11 protein-coding genes and 1 pseudogene are annotated in these 14500 nt (G+C 70.6%); all 12 read right to left on the reverse strand.

Features of this window, described 5'->3' with window-relative positions; genetic code table 11:
* A pseudogene (locus AQJ64_RS50555) lies at positions 1–365 on the reverse strand (glucose-6-phosphate isomerase); the annotation flags it as partial.
* A gap of 73 nt (positions 366–438) precedes the next feature.
* Positions 439–1632, reverse strand: coding sequence for an MFS transporter (locus tag AQJ64_RS05275; RefSeq protein WP_055634815.1), 1194 nt, complete (start codon positions 1630–1632; stop codon positions 439–441).
* 185 nt (positions 1633–1817) lie between these two features.
* On the reverse strand, positions 1818–2153 hold the full coding sequence (locus tag AQJ64_RS05280; protein ID WP_003957010.1) for an RNA polymerase-binding protein RbpA: 336 nt from the start codon (positions 2151–2153) through the stop codon (positions 1818–1820).
* A gap of 210 nt (positions 2154–2363) precedes the next feature.
* On the reverse strand, positions 2364–2600 hold the full coding sequence (gene secG / locus AQJ64_RS05285; RefSeq protein WP_079061483.1) for a preprotein translocase subunit SecG: 237 nt from the start codon (positions 2598–2600) through the stop codon (positions 2364–2366).
* A gap of 107 nt (positions 2601–2707) precedes the next feature.
* On the reverse strand, positions 2708–3484 hold the full coding sequence (tpiA, locus tag AQJ64_RS05290; protein WP_055634813.1) for a triose-phosphate isomerase: 777 nt from the start codon (positions 3482–3484) through the stop codon (positions 2708–2710).
* Positions 3485–3490: 6 nt separating this feature from the next.
* Positions 3491–4702 (reverse strand): phosphoglycerate kinase, encoded by a 1212-nt coding sequence (locus tag AQJ64_RS05295; RefSeq protein WP_055634812.1) that lies wholly within the window; start codon positions 4700–4702, stop codon positions 3491–3493.
* Between the two features lie 133 nt (positions 4703–4835).
* A complete protein-coding gene (gene gap / locus AQJ64_RS05300) occupies positions 4836–5846 on the reverse strand; it encodes a type I glyceraldehyde-3-phosphate dehydrogenase (RefSeq protein ID WP_055634811.1) in 1011 nt (336 codons plus the stop codon).
* A gap of 227 nt (positions 5847–6073) precedes the next feature.
* A complete protein-coding gene (locus tag AQJ64_RS05305; RefSeq protein ID WP_055634816.1) occupies positions 6074–9028 on the reverse strand; it encodes a M14 family metallopeptidase in 2955 nt (984 codons plus the stop codon).
* A 165-nt stretch (positions 9029–9193) separates the two neighbouring features.
* Positions 9194–10183, reverse strand: a complete 990-nt coding sequence (gene whiA / locus AQJ64_RS05310) for a DNA-binding protein WhiA (RefSeq protein ID WP_055634810.1) — start codon at positions 10181–10183, stop codon at positions 9194–9196.
* Positions 10174–11241: a gluconeogenesis factor YvcK family protein gene (locus tag AQJ64_RS05315; RefSeq protein WP_055634809.1), complete on the reverse strand. Its 1068-nt coding sequence runs from the start codon at positions 11239–11241 to the stop codon at positions 10174–10176. The genes whiA and AQJ64_RS05315 overlap by 10 nt, the downstream gene beginning before the upstream one ends.
* Positions 11238–12239, reverse strand: a complete 1002-nt coding sequence (gene rapZ / locus AQJ64_RS05320) for an RNase adapter RapZ (protein WP_055634808.1) — start codon at positions 12237–12239, stop codon at positions 11238–11240. The genes AQJ64_RS05315 and rapZ overlap by 4 nt, the downstream gene beginning before the upstream one ends.
* Positions 12236–14371 carry an excinuclease ABC subunit UvrC gene (gene uvrC, locus AQJ64_RS05325; protein ID WP_055634807.1) on the reverse strand — a complete coding sequence of 712 codons (2136 nt, stop codon included), beginning with the start codon at positions 14369–14371 and terminating at the stop codon, positions 12236–12238. The genes rapZ and uvrC overlap by 4 nt, the downstream gene beginning before the upstream one ends.
* Positions 14372–14500: the final 129 nt, after the last annotated feature.

Consider the following 14500-nt stretch of genomic DNA (forward strand, 5'->3'; position numbering starts at 1 on the left):
ACGGCGGGGACCACGTTCTCCCCGTCGACCTCGACGACCGCGTCGGCGGGCGCGCGCAGGGCGGTGTGCAGGACCGCGCGGCCCTCGGTGGTGTTGATCTTCTCACCGCGGAACATGGCGTCCCGGAGGCCGAAGACGTCGGCTGCCGCGGCCAGTTCCCGCAGCAGCCTCAGCGTCTCGTCGGTGACGAGGTGCTTGGAGTAGTCGATGTGCAGGTCGCCGACCTGCAGGGTGTACCCGCTGCCGCGCTCGGGGTCGGCGGCGAACAGCTCGCGCAGCTGTACCTCGCCGAGCTCCTCCCGATGCTTGGCCAGAGCCGTCCACTCGGGCGTCTGGTTGAGCCTCGTACGGCCGTCTGCGTTCATGTCGGACTTCAGCCCTTCCTTGCCTGTCCGTGCTGCTGTGCACGCCTTGCCCCGCCGGTTCCAACCTAGTTGATCAGCGCGTCACGCGAGCGGACGCGGAACCGTCCTGCGGGGCAACAACAGGTACGTCCGCCCGGCCCACGGGTATCAACGCGGCGACGGCGAGGGCGAAGAGCACGGCCGCCAGCAGCGCGGGCGCGTTCAGCCCGAGGGCGTCGGCGGCCGCCCCGCCGAGGAGCGCGCCGGTCGGCGCGCCGGACGTGGACACCGTACGGAACGCCGAGGCGATCCGGCCGGTCATGGATGCGGGGCTGCGCTGCTGGATCAGGGTGACCTGGTTGACGTTCCACACCATGTTCATGATCCCGAGCAGCAGCATGCCGGCGAGGAGCGCGCCGAGGCTTCGGACGGTGCCCATGAGCAGCAGGGCGGCGGTCTGGACGGCGCCGCCGAGCAGCAGGGCCCGCGCCCGGCCGGTGCGCAGCGCGAGGCGCTGGGCGAGCAGGCCGCCGGCCAGACTGCCGAGGGCGTACGCCGTCATGGCGGCGGCGTATCCGGTGGTGTCCGCGTGCAGCCAGCGCGTCACGTGCAGGACCAGGGTGGCGATGAGGGCGCCCATGCCGATGTTGCACAGGAGAGTGGCCGAACAGATCGCGCGCAGGACGCGGTCCTGCCAGAGGTGGCGCAGTCCGTCGCCTATGTCCTTGCGCAGGGTGCTGCCGCAGGGGCGGGGCTCCCGATCGGACGGCCGGGTCCGCAGGGAGGCGACCAGGGCGGCGGCCAGCAGATAGGTGCCCGCGTCGGCGGCGAACGGCAGGAAGGCGCCGACGCCCAGCAGCAGGGGGACGAACGGTCCGGCCAGCAGGCCGCCGGCCAGTTGCTGGCCGGTCAGCAGCCGGGCGTTGGCGCCGCCGAGGGCCGCGCGGGGCACCAGGGAGGGCAGCAGGGCCGTGGCGGCGTTGTCGAAGAGGGTCTGCAGGGTGGTCAGCAGGAAGGCGAGGGCGATCAGCAGCGGGACACCGGCGTGACCGAGGCCCACGGCGAGGGCGAAGGCGGCGACGAGCAGTCCCCGGACGATGTCGACGGCCCACATCGCGCGCCGCTGGTCCACCCGGTCGGCGACGGCCCCGCCGAGCAGGCCGAACAGCAGCCAGGGGAGAGAGGCGCAGGCGGTCACGGAGGCGACGGCCAGTGGCTCGTCCGTCAGCCGCACGGCGAGCAGCGGCAGGGCGGTGGTCCGCAGCGCGTCCCCGAAGCGGGAGATCACGGCGGCGCTCCACAGCCGTCCGAACCCCCCGCGCCACGCGGGCGCCCGCGTCTCCCCCGTCACGGCTCCCCCCTCCGGTTCTCCGGGTCACCGCGCGAACGGGAACCCACACGGAAAACCGTAGAGGAGACCACTGACAACGGGTCCGGCCAGGTACCTCGTGGGCACCCGGCCGGTGTCGACTCCTAGATCTCGCCCCGCAGTTTGGCGAGCGCCTCGGCGAGGATCGCCTCGCCGTCCGCGTCGCTGCGCCGCTCCCGCACATAGGCGAGGTGCGTCTTGTAGGGCTCGGTGCGCGGCGGGTCCGGGGGGTTGTCCCGGTCCTGTCCGGCCGGGAAGCCGCAGCGCGGGCAGTCCCAGGTGTCGGGAACCTGCGCGTCGCTGGCGAAGCTGGGCTGCGTCTCGTGCCCGTTGGAGCACCAGAAGGAGATGCGCAGACGGGGCGCGGACTCGCCCCGCTCGGCCTCGCCCATCGGCCCCGCCCCGACCCGGCTTCCTCGGATCGCGTTGCCACTTGCCACGGTCGTAACTCCCTGCGTGATGGTGCCGCAAAGCGAGTCGGCGTTTCGCTTCGCTGCGAGCGCCTCAGTCTACGTAAGGCCCAACGCGCGTCCAGTGATTGGAGTTACAGCTCCCGCACCTAGACGCAAGCCCCATGATAGGCCGCGCTCAGCTGCGCGTACCGAACATGGGGCCTTACGTATGGATTGTGCGTGCCTGTGCGAGTCTGATCAGCTGCTCGTCTTCATCAGCATGCCGAGGACGATGATGCACGCGAACCAGAGCACACCGATCACGACGGTGATGCGGTCGAGGTTGCGCTCGGCGACCGAGGAGCCGCCGACGGAGGACTGCATGCCGCCACCGAACATGTCGGAGAGGCCGCCGCCCTTCCCCTTGTGCATCAGCACCAGCAGCATCAGCAGCAGGCTGAAGACGATCAGGGCGATCGAGAACCCCAAAACCACGGCTGGACCAACTTCCTCGGATTCGGATAACGACGGGGGCACGGCACCGGGGCCATGCCCCCGCAAGAGTACGACGGATCGCCGCTACCGCCTACTCACAGCTCGGCTCACTGGTCGCGGAAGCGCACGATCTTGACGAACTCGTCGGCGTCCAGCGACGCGCCGCCGACCAGCGCGCCGTCGATGTCGGCCTGCGCCATGATCTCGGCGACGTTGCCGGACTTGACGGAGCCGCCGTACTGGATGCGGACCTTGTCGGCCAGCTCCTGGTCGTACAGCTCGGCGATCTTGCCGCGGATGGCGGCGCAGACCTCCTGGGCGTCCCCGGCACCGCAGACCTTCCCGGTGCCGATGGCCCAGACGGGCTCGTAGGCGATCACGACGGTCTCGGCCTGGTCGGCCGGGATGCCCTTCAGACCGCCCTCGACCTGGGCGAGGGTGTGGGAGACGTGGTTGCCCGCCTCGCGGACCTCCAGTTCCTCGCCGACGCACAGGATCGGGGTGAGGCCGTACTTGAAGGCGGCCTTGGCCTTGGCGTTGACCTGCTCGTCGGTCTCGGCGTGGTACTGGCGGCGCTCGGAGTGGCCGATCGCCACGTACGTGCACTTCAGCTTGGCCAGCATGGGTCCGGAGATCTCGCCGGTGTAGGCGCCGGACTCGTGGGCCGAGATGTCCTGGGCGCCGTACTTGATGGCGAGCTTGTCGCCCTCGACCAGGGTCTGCACGGAGCGCAGGTCGGTGAAGGGCGGCAGGACGGCGACCTCGACGGCCTCGTAGTCCTTGTCGGAGAGGGCGAAGGCGAGCTTCTGGGTGTGGGCGATGGCCTCGAGGTGGTTGAGGTTCATCTTCCAGTTGCCCGCCATCAGCGGCGTACGGGTGCTCATGAGCGGTCAGTCCTCCAGTGCGGCGAGGCCGGGGAGCGTCTTGCCCTCGAGGTATTCGAGGGAGGCGCCGCCGCCGGTCGAGATGTGGCCGAATGCGTTCTCGTCGAAGCCCAGGAGGCGGACGGCCGCAGCGGAGTCGCCACCGCCGACGACCGTGAAGGCCGGGGAGTCGAGGAGGGCCTGGGCGACCGCCTTGGTGCCCTCGGCGAAATCGGGGTGCTCGAAGACGCCCATCGGGCCGTTCCAGAAGACGGTGGCGGCGTCGGTGATCTTCGAGGCGTACAGCGTGCGGGACTCCGGACCGATGTCCAGGCCCATGCGGTCGGCCGGGATGCCGTCCGCGGTGACGGTGGTGGCGTCGGCCGGGGCCTTGGTGGCCAGGTCCGGGAACGCGGGGGCGACCACCACGTCGACGGGGAGGACCAGCTCGACGCCGGTCTTCTCCGCGCGCTCGATGTACTCCTGGACCGCCGGGATCTGGTCCTCCTGGAGGAGGGACGTCCCGATCTCGTAGCCCTTGGCCTTGAGGAAGGTGTACGCCATGCCGCCGCCGATGAGCAGCCGGTCGGCCTTGCCGAGCAGCTCGTCGATGACGGCGAGCTTGTCGGAGACCTTGGCGCCGCCGAGGGCGACGACGTAGGGGCGCTTGACGTCCTCGGTGAGCTTCTTCAGGACGCCGACCTCGGTGGCGATGAGGAAGCCCGCGGCGTGCGGCAGCCGGGCCGGGAGGTCGTAGACGGAGGCGTGCTTGCGGTGGACCGCGCCGAAGCCGTCGCCGACGTAGACGTCCGCGAGCTGGGCGAGCCGGTCGGCGAAGGCGCCGCGCTCGACGTCGTCCTTGGAGGTCTCGCCCGCGTTGAAGCGCAGGTTCTCGATGACGGCGACCTGGCCGTCGGCGAGGCCGGCGACGGTCTCCTGGGCGGAGTCGCCGACGGTGTCGGTCGCGAAGGCCACGGCGGAGCCGAGGAGTTCGCCGAGCCGGGCGGCGGCGGGGGCGAGGGAGAACGCCGGGTCCGGGGCGCCCTTGGGGCGGCCCAGGTGGGAGGCGACGACGACCTTGGCGCCCGCCTCGGCGAGGGCCTTGACGGTCGGCAGGACGGCGCGGATCCGGCCGTCGTCGGTGATGGTGGTGCCGTCCAGCGGCACGTTGAGGTCGGCGCGGACGAAGACCCGCCGGCCGGCCACTCCTTCGGCGAGGAGTTCGTCGATCGTCTTCATGAAAAGGGCTCCCGAGGGCTGGTGATGCTCCGTGATCGTAGACAGGGCGGTTCTGCACGCGACTCAGGGCCCGGGCGGCGCGTCCCTGCGCCGCCCGGGCCCTGCGTTCACACCGTGGTGCCTGATCCGACGATCAGAGCTGGCCGCCGACGAAGACCGTCAGGTCGACGAGGCGGTTGGAGTAGCCCCACTCGTTGTCGTACCAGCCGAGGATCTTCACCGTGTTGCCCTCCTGGACCATGGTCAGGGAGGAGTCGAAGGTGCAGGAGGCGGGGTCGCTGACGATGTCCGAGGAGACGATCTCGTCCTCGGTGTAGGCCAGGTAGCCCTTGAGGTCGCCGTCCTCGGAGGCCTTCTTGAACGCGGCGTTGACCTCGTCCTTGGTGACCTCGCGCTGGAGGGTGACCACGAGGTCGGTGGCCGAGCCGGTCGGGACCGGGACGCGCATGGCGATGCCGTCCAGCTTGCCCTTGAGCTGCGGGAGGACCAGGGCGGTGGCCTTCGCGGCACCCGTCGTGGTCGGGATGATGTTCTCGGCGGCGGCGCGGGCGCGACGCAGGTCCGAGTGCGGGAAGTCCAGGATGCGCTGGTCGTTGGTGTACGCGTGGACCGTCGTCATCAGACCCTTGACGATGCCGAAGTTCTCGTCGAGGACCTTGGCCATCGGCGCCACACAGTTGGTGGTGCAGGAGGCGTTGGAGATGACGTGGTGGTTCGCCGGGTCGTACTTGTCCTGGTTGACACCCATCACGATGGTGATGTCCTCGTCCTTGGCCGGAGCCGAGATGAGGACCTTCTTGGCGCCGCCGGCGAGGTGCTTGGCGGCGTCGGCCTTCTTGGTGAAGATGCCGGTCGACTCGATGACGATGTCGACACCGAGCTCGCCCCACGGGATGTCGGCGGGGTTGCGCTCGGACAGGACCTTGATGGTGTGGCCGTCGACGGTGATGGTGTCGGCGGTGTGCGACACCTCGGCCTTGAGGCGGCCCAGGATGGTGTCGTACTTGAGCAGGTGAGCCGTGGTCGCGGTGTCACCCAGGTCGTTGACAGCCACGATCTCGATGTCAGCACCCTGCTCCAGCAGCGCGCGGAAGTAGTTACGACCGATGCGGCCAAAGCCGTTGATGCCTACGCGGATCGTCACGAACCGATCTCCTCGTTGGTACGCCGGCCATGCGGTGCCGGCGAGCTGTATTTGGGATGTCCCCGACCGCCTACGACCCTACCTCTCCGAGGCCCCGTCGGTGACATCGACTTCGCCCATACACGGCAGGACGGTCCGTACCCGCCAGTAGGGGTACGGACCGCCCAGACCTGAGGCCTTTGTCGCCCTGTTTCGTCACGGTGCGTCAAAAGCCGTTGACCGGTGTGTCACTGATCAAGTGATGCGAGGGCCTTTCCGATGAGCGTTTTGCGGTCCGCCGCGGAGGTCACGTGCTCCAGGCCGAAGCCGAGCAGCACGGTGTCGTCGGTGGTGACCGCGCCGTATGTCTGGAACAGCGTTCCGGTGCGGGTCCAGTCCTTCAGGACGGCGGGGCTGCCCGCGGGCGGACCGGCGGCCCGCCAGGCGCCGAGCGAGGTCTCGAAGCCCTCGGTCTCGGTGGCCGTGCCGCCGATCACGAGCGAGGCGTCGTCGGCGAGGACGCCGTGGCCGCCGCTGCCGGGGTCGGTGACATAGCTGATCGAGACCTCGATGTTCCTGCCCGCGTAGGCGCTCAGGTCGAAGGCGACCTGCTGCCAGCCGCTGGAGGCGCCGGTGAAGGCGTTCCAGGCGCCGGTGGTGCCGGTCGCGGTGCAGTCGTTGTTCCCGAGGGTCAGGTAGTGCTTGAGCCACGGGTGGTCGGCGATGTAGAAGCCGGCGCCGCACTCCGCCGGTACGGCGGTGCCGGTCGCGCCGCCCTGCTCGGGGAGCGTGGTCCAGTCGTCGGCGCCGACGGTGTGGACCTCGACGATCGCGTTGTCGTAGCCGGGCTCGGTGTCCCACAGCAGCCGGGTGCGCAGGGCGGGCTGCTGCGCCGCGGTGACACCGCTGAGGTCGATGGTGCGGGTGAGTCGCTTGTAGGCGTCGTCGGTGTGGACCGCGGCGGCCATGTACGAGCCCGCGTACGGGCCGTACGGGTTGACCGTCCCGGAGAACTGGCCGGCGCCGGAGCTGGCGAACTGCGGATACGTGGCGGCCGGCAGTTCGTCGGAGGTGACGCCGTAGGTGCCCGCCTTGTCCAGCGGGTTGCCGGGGGCGGCGCCGAGGGCCCCGTCGGCGCCCGTGAGCGCGCCGGAGCCGGTGAAGCCGGTGGCGCCGGGGGTCGACGTACGGGAGTAGGCGCCCAGGTAGTACTGGCTGAAGTCGTCCGAGGGGGTGCCGTCGCCGAGGTCGACGGTGCCGCCGGCCAGCTCGCCCGCCTCGATCAGCTTGCCGCCCTCGTTGAGGAAGGCGCGCAGTTCGAGCTGGGTCGGGTTGCCGGGTGTGCTCGCGCCCGTGTAGTGCACGACGGTCCTGAAGTGGCTCAGCACGCCGAGCGCGTCGGGCACGCCCTGGGTGGCGACGTCCCAGACGATCGCCTTGCGGCCGTTGGCCTTCAGCGCGTCGACGTAGGTCTGCGCCTGTGTGGCGGCCGCGCCCTCCTCGGCCACGACCAGTGTGTCGGCCTGGGGCCGTGCGGCGATCGTGTACGTGAAGTGCGAGCTGGAGACCTTCTTGCCGGCCTTGGTCTCACCGGTGAACCACACCTCGACCTTGTCGCCCGGCTTGCCGGCCCGCACCTTGGCCCGGTACTCGTCGAAGTACAGGTTGTCGTCCCCGCCGTAGGTCTCGCCGCCCTTCCAGGCCTTGAGCGCCCGGTCCTGCGTACGGCCGCCGTTGACGCGGTACTTGAGCTTCTTGTCGCGGACCGCCTTCCGTACGACGACGGAGACCTGCTGGTCGGCGCCGCGCGCGTACGAGGTGGTGAACGGCGCCGGGGTGAAGTCGGCGGCGCTCAGGCCGACCGAGGACTTGGGCCGGTCGGGGCGGGCGGCGGAGTCGGCGACGGAGAGCGCGAACGGGATGTTCTTGGTGAACTCCTGCTGGATCAGCTTCTCGTCGTCGGGGAAGTTGAAGACCGACTGGCAGTCGGAGGCCTTCCACTGGTCGTTCGGGTCGAGGTTCGACGCGGTCTGGCAGGTCGACATCTCCGGGGTGAACATCGCCGTGCCGTTGACGTTCGCCGCGTGGCCGTCCGCCTCGCCGTTGGTGGTGTACAGCTCCGAGGACACCTGCGGGTGGTAGCCCGGGATCGCGGAGTTGTCGGGGGTGCCGGCGAGCGTCTTGTAGAGCACGTCGTCCGGGGTGTCGGTGGCGACCTGCCAGCCGACGCCGTAGAGCAGCAGCTCGGCGGCGGAGTGGTAGTTGATGCCGTACGTGAACCCGATCCGCTTCTCGAAGGCGTCGAGCGCCTTGGTCTCGGGCTCGGAGCCGGGACTGGCGCCGCGGTAGGTCTGGCTGGTGGGGTTGGGGGACGACCCCTCGTCGTCGTAGCCCCACTTGTAGGGGAAGTTGCGGTTGAGGTCGACGCCGTCGCCGGTGGAGATCGCGCCGTCGCCGTTGACGTCCCGCAGGTTCTTGCGCCACAGGCGGTTGTCGGTGCTCCGGAAGGTGTAGTCGTAGCCGTCGGGGTTGGCCGACAGGACGAACCACAGCTCGGTGGAGTCGACGATCTTCTTGACGCGTTTGTCGGTCCTGTAGTTGTCCAGGTAGTAGTGCATCAGCCGGCGGGTCATCTCCGGCGTGATCCACTCACGGGCGTGCTGGTTGGACATGTACAGCACCGAGGGCTTGGAGCCGTCCTTGGACTTCTTCGCGTTCTTGGTCAGTTTGAGCGCGAGGATGTCCTGGCCGCCCACCGTCTTGCCGATGGAGACGACCTTGGTCAGGCCCGGGTTCTGCTGCCCGGTGCGGACGATCTCCTCCTTCAGGCCGCCACTGCCGCTGTAGGGGCGGAACACTCCGTCGGAGGCCGCCTCCACGCGCTTCTCGGCCTTGGCCGAAAGTGTGTGCTCGGTGAGCTCGACACCCTGCTTCTCGAGCTTGGCCGCCTGCTTGTCGGTGAGGTAGACCTCGACGGTGGCAGTGCCCTTCTCGGGCGCCTGCTCACTGAGTTCGTGTCCGTCCTGGCCGGCCGCCAGCAGCAGGGGTACCTGCTTCTTGGTGACCTCGGCCCGGAACACCTTGACCTCGTCCGGGCCGGGTTTCGTGGCCTGTGCGGGCTGTGCCTGGGCGATGGGCGCGAGTGCCGCTCCGCCGAGCAGGAGTGTGCCGACGGCGAGGATCGATCTCGCTCTACGTCTCATGAACCCCCCTTGCATAGGTTCGCCACAGCAGCGAACTCTGCCAGGCTCATGACAGTTCATGATCCAGTCAAGGGCGCCTCAAGGACAGCAAAACGCCGGTGATATCACCCAATTGGGTCACACCACCGGCGTCCTGGGAACGCGGCACGGCGTTCTGAGCGTCCGTCAGCCCACGAGGTTGTCGGCCAGCTCCTCGCTGAGGTTGGCCTCCGTGCCCGGGATGCCGAGGTCGGAGGCGCGCTTGTCGGCCATCGCCAGCAGACGGCGGATCCGGCCGGCGACCGCGTCCTTGGTCAGCGGCGGGTCGGCGAGCGCGCCCAGCTCCTCCAGCGAGGCCTGCTTGTGCTCCATCCGCAGCCGGCCGGCCGCCGCGAGATGCTCGGGCACCTCGTCGGCGAGGATCTCCAGGGCGCGCTGGACGCGGGCCCCGGCGGCCACCGCCGCGCGGGCGGAACGGCGCAGGTTCGCGTCGTCGAAGTTGGCGAGCCGGTTCGCCGTGGCCCGCACCTCGCGGCGCATCCGGCGCTCCTCCCAGGCCAGCACCGACTCGTGCGCGCCGAGGCGGGTCAGCAGCGCGCCGATCGCGTCGCCGTCGCGCACGACCACCCGGTCCACCCCGCGCACCTCGCGCGCCTTCGCGGCGATCGACAGCCGGCGGGCGGCGCCGACCAGCGCGAGCGCGGCCTCGGGACCCGGGCAGGTCACCTCCAGGGAGGAGGAGCGGCCGGGCTCGGTCAGCGAGCCGTGCGCCAGGAACGCCCCGCGCCAGGCCGCCTCGGCGTCACAGGTCGCGCCGGAGACCACCTGCGGGGGAAGCCCGCGGATCGGCCGCCCGCGCCCGTCGACCAGGCCCGTCTGGCGGGCCAGCTGGTCCCCGCCGGCGACCACGCGCACGACATAGCGCGAGCCGCGGCGCAGACCGCCCGGGGCCATCACGATCAGTTCCGAGCTGTGGCCGAAGATCTCGAGGATGTCCCGCTTGAGCCGGCGGGCCGCCATCGCCGTGTCCAGCTCCGCCTCGATCACGATGCGGCCGCTCACCAGGTGCAGGCCGCCGGCGAACCGCAGCACGGCGGAGACCTCCGCCTTTCTGCAGCAGGTCCGGGTGACGGGGAGCCGGGAGATCTCGTCCTTCACCGCTGCCGTCATCGCCATGGGCCGATCCTTCCATGCATCCGAAAAATACGGTCGTACGCGGCGGCGAGGAGCTCCGGGTCGTGCCGGGGCGTTCCGTCGGTCCGGGCCACCTTCGCCAGCTCGACAGCGGCCCCGAACCGGGTGGCGGCATCGGTCAGGGAGTCGCGGTCGGGCACGGCGGCCTCGTCGGCCAGCACCACGTCCAGGGCGAGTTTAGGGGCGTGTCGTCCCAAAACCTCCAAATGACGCTGCGGGGAGAAGCCCTCGGTTTCTCCGGGCTGCGGCGCGAGGTTCAGCGAGAGTACCCGGCGCGCCTTGGTCTCGATGAGGGCGTCCAGCAGTTCGGGCACGAGGAGGTGCGGGATCACCGAGGAGAACCAGGATCCCGGGCCGAGGACCACCCAGTCCGCGTCCAGGACCGCGGCCACCGCCTCGGGGACGGCCGGCGGGTCGTGCGGCACGAGGTGCACGGACTGCACCTCGCCGGGCGTGAGGGCCACGGTCGCCTGTCCGCGCACCGTGTCGACGTCCTCCGGCCGGCGCGGATCGTGCCCCTTGACCAGGGCCTGGAGCTCCAGCGGTACGGCGGACATGGGCAGCACCCGGCCGTGCGCGCCCAGCAGCTTGCCGACCAGGTCCAGGGCCTGGACGTGGTCGCCGAGCTGCTCCCACAGGGCGACGATCAGCAGATTGCCGACCGCGTGGCCGTTGATCTCGCCCTGGGACTGGAAGCGGTGCTGGATGACCCGGGACCAGGTCTGGCCCCAGTCGTCGTCGCCGCACAGCGCGGCCAGCGCCTTGCGCAGATCGCCGGGCGGCAGCACGCCCAGCTCGTCCCTCAGCCGCCCGCTGGAGCCGCCGTCGTCGGCGACGGTGACCACGGCGGTGAGGTCACCGGTGATCCGGCGCAGCGCGGCGAGCGAGGCGGACAGGCCCATCCCGCCGCCCAGCGCGACGACCTTGGGCTGGGTGCCACGGCGGCGCGGCCTCGCGCCCCGGGCCTCGACCGGCCGGCTCGCGCGTCCCTCGGCGGGCACCCTGCGCAGTCGGCCCAGCCGCGGAGTACGTCCTGTCATTCCCGTCCCATGTCCCGGTGCACGACCACCGTCTCCACGCCCTCGGCCGCGAGACGCGCGGCGAGCTTCTCCGACATCGCGACCGAACGGTGCTTGCCGCCCGTACAGCCGACCGCGATGGTCACATAGCGCTTGCCCTCCCGGCGGTAGCCCGCGGCGATCAGCTGGAGGAGCTCCGCGTACCGGTCGAGGAACTCCTTCGCGCCGGGCTGGTTGAGGACATAGGTGGCGACCTCGTCGTTGAGGCCGGTGTAGGGGCGCAGCTCCGGGACCCAGTGCGGGTTGGGCAGGAAGCGCATGTCCACCACCAGGTCGGCGTCGACCGGGAGGCCGTACTTGAAGCCGAAGGACATGACGGTGGCCCGCAGCTCGGGCTCCTCCTCGCCCGCGAACTGGGCGTCCATCTTGGCGCGCAGCTCGTGCACGTTGAGACTGGAGGTGTCGATCACCAGGTCGGCGTCGCCGCGCAGCTCGCGCAGCAGTTCGCGTTCGGCGGCGATGCCGTCGACGATCCGGCCGTCGCCCTGGAGGGGGTGCGGGCGGCGCACGGACTCGAAGCGGCGCACCAGGGCGTCGTCGGAGGACTCCAGGAAGACGATCCGCCGGGTGACGTTCTTCGACTCCAGGTCGGCGAGGGACTCGCGGAGGTTGTCGAAGAAGCGCCGGCCGCGGACGTCGACGACGACCGCGATCCGCGCCACGTTGCCCTGGGAACGGGCGCCCAGCTCCACCATGGTGGGGATCAGGGCGGGCGGGAGGTTGTCGACGACGAACCAGCCGAGGTCCTCCAGACACTTGGCTGCCGTCGAGCGGCCCGCCCCGGACATGCCGGAGATGATCACCAGCTCGGGGATGGCCGCCTCGGGGATCCCGGGCGGCGTGCTGTCCGTACTCACCTGTGCTCCGTCTTCGTGACCTGTGTCGTGTTCATGGGGCGCTGAGTGGAGCGCCTGGTCCCGCTCGTCCGTGGGGTGTGCGTCGTGCTCGTGCTCGGTCATGTCTCCTGCCCCCGTCGTTCTTCCGGGGCGCCCGCGGTGACGGGATCTCCGGGGGAACCCGCCGTCGTACCGGGTTCCTCGTCTTCAATGATCTCTCCGGTCGCCGTGTTCACGGCGGGGGCGGGCGGAGCCGCCTGGGCCAGGGCCGCGGCGATCGTCTCGGCCGTCTTGCGGCCTATGCCCGGGACCTCGCGGATCTGGTCGAGGGTCGCGGCGCGCAGCTTCCTCACCGAGCCGAAGTGCTTGATGAGCGCCTGCTTGCGCGTCTCGCCCAGGCCCGGTACGTCGTCCAGGGGGCCGGAGCGCAGCCGCTTGGCCCTCTTGGTGCGCTGGTAGGTGATCGCGAAGCGGTGGGCCTCGTCGCGGACGCGCTGGAGGAGGTAGAGGCCCTCGCTGGTGCGGGGCAGGACGACCGGGTCGTCGTCGTGCGGCAGCCAGACCTCCTCCAGGCGCTTGGCGAGGCCGCAGACGGCGATGTCGTCGATGCCGAGTTCGTCCAGGGCGCGGCGGGCGGCCGCGACCTGGGGCCGCCCGCCGTCGACGACGACGAGCTGGGGCGGATAGGCGAAGCGCTTGGGGCGGCCTTCGTCGTCCTTGAGGCCGGTGGCGAGGGGGACTTCCTTGCCGTTGGCGAGGATCGCGCCGTCGGTGGCGGTGTCCTCGGCGGTTTCCTCGCCGGGGCCGTCGCCGTCGGGGAGGGCGCTCCCGGCGTCGGTCCACTCCCCCGTGCGCTCCTTCTCCGTGAGGTAGCGGCGGAAGCGGCGGGTGATCACCTCGTGCATGGAGCGGACGTCGTCCTGGCCCTCGAAGCCCTTGATCTGGAAGCGGCGGTACTCGCTCTTGCGGGCCAGGCCGTCCTCGAAGACGACCATGGAGGCCACGACGTCCTCGCCCTGGAGGTGCGAGATGTCGTAGCACTCGATCCGCAGCGGGGCGCTGTCCAGGTCCAGGGCCTCGGCGATCTCCTCCAGGGCGCGCGAGCGCGTGGTCAGGTCCGAGGCGCGCCTGGTCTTGTGCAGGACGAGCGCCTGCTGGGCGTTGCGCTCCACGGTCTCCATCAGGGCCCGCTTGTCGCCGCGCTGCGGGATGCGCAGCGAGACGCCCGAGCCGCGGCGGACGGTGAGCCACTCCTGGACGGGTTCGACCGGGTCGGGCAGGGCGGGGACGAGCACCTCCTTGGGGACGGCGTCGCCGGTCTCCTCGCCGTAGAGCTGCTGGAGGGCGTGTTCGACGAGGGCGCCGGTGGTGATCTCCTCGACCTTGTCGGTGACCCAGCCGCGCTGTCCGCGCACCCGTCCGCCGCGGACGTGGAAGATCTGGACCGCGGCCTCCAGCTCGTCCTCGGCGACCGCGATCAGATCGGCGTCGGTCGCGTCCGCGAGCACGACCGCGTTCTTCTCCATGGCCTTCTTCAGGGCCTCGATGTCGTCGCGCAGGCGGGCGGCCCGCTCGTACTCCATCTCCTCGGCGGCCTCCGTCATCTGCTTCTCCAGGCGGCGGAGGTGGGTGCCGGTGCGGCCGGCCATGAAGTCGCAGAACTCGTCGGCCAGTTCCCCGTGGTCGTCGGCGGAGATCCGGCCGACGCAGGGCGCGGAGCACTTGCCGATGTAGCCGAGCAGGCAGGGGCGGCCGGTGCGGGAGGCGTTCTTGAAGACGCCGGCGGAGCAGGTGCGCACGGGGAAGACGCGCAGCAGCAGGTCGACGGTGTCGCGGATCGCCCACGCGTGCGCGTACGGCCCGAAGTAGCGGACGCCCTTCTTCTTGTGGCCGCGCATGACCTGCACGCGCGGGAACTCCTCGTTCATCGTCACCGCGAGGTAGGGGTAGCTCTTGTCGTCGCGGTACTTCACGTTGAACCGGGGGTCGTACTCCTTGATCCAGGAGTACTCCAGCTGGAGCGCCTCGACCTCCGTGGACACGACCGTCCACTCCACCGACGCGGCCGTGGTGACCATCGTGCGGGTGCGCGGGTGCAGGCCCGCGAGGTCCTGGAAGTAGTTCGCCAGGCGCTGGCGCAGGCTCTTCGCCTTTCCGACGTAGATCACCCGGCGGTGCTCGTCGCGGAACCTGTACACCCCGGGAGAGTCCGGGATCTGTCCCGGCTTGGGGCGGTAGCTGGAGGGGTCGGCCATGTCTCACACCCTACTGGCGCGGGGTGACACTCCGACGGCTCTGTGGACAACCATGGGCCGCTGTCGGCCGCCCTGTGGAAAACCCGGAGAACGCCTGTGCGGCGGGGCTCGGGCGGCGGGGAGGTTCCG

This window comes from Streptomyces griseoruber, assembly GCF_001514205.1.
In the GTDB taxonomy this organism is placed as follows: domain Bacteria; phylum Actinomycetota; class Actinomycetes; order Streptomycetales; family Streptomycetaceae; genus Streptomyces; species Streptomyces griseoruber.

Coding starts and splice junctions, on each gene's coding strand:
- tpiA (WP_055634813.1), bottom strand. CDS start 3,484: ATGAGCACCCGTACGCCGCTGATGGCGGGCAACTGGAAGATGAACCTC.
- AQJ64_RS05295 (WP_055634812.1), bottom strand. CDS start 4,702: ATGAAGACGATCGACGAACTCCTCGCCGAAGGAGTGGCCGGCCGGCGG.
- AQJ64_RS05305 (WP_055634816.1), bottom strand. CDS start 9,028: ATGAGACGTAGAGCGAGATCGATCCTCGCCGTCGGCACACTCCTGCTC.
- whiA (WP_055634810.1), bottom strand. CDS start 10,183: ATGGCGATGACGGCAGCGGTGAAGGACGAGATCTCCCGGCTCCCCGTC.
- AQJ64_RS05315 (WP_055634809.1), bottom strand. CDS start 11,241: ATGACAGGACGTACTCCGCGGCTGGGCCGACTGCGCAGGGTGCCCGCC.
- rapZ (WP_055634808.1), bottom strand. CDS start 12,239: ATGACCGAGCACGAGCACGACGCACACCCCACGGACGAGCGGGACCAG.
- uvrC (WP_055634807.1), bottom strand. CDS start 14,371: ATGGCCGACCCCTCCAGCTACCGCCCCAAGCCGGGACAGATCCCGGAC.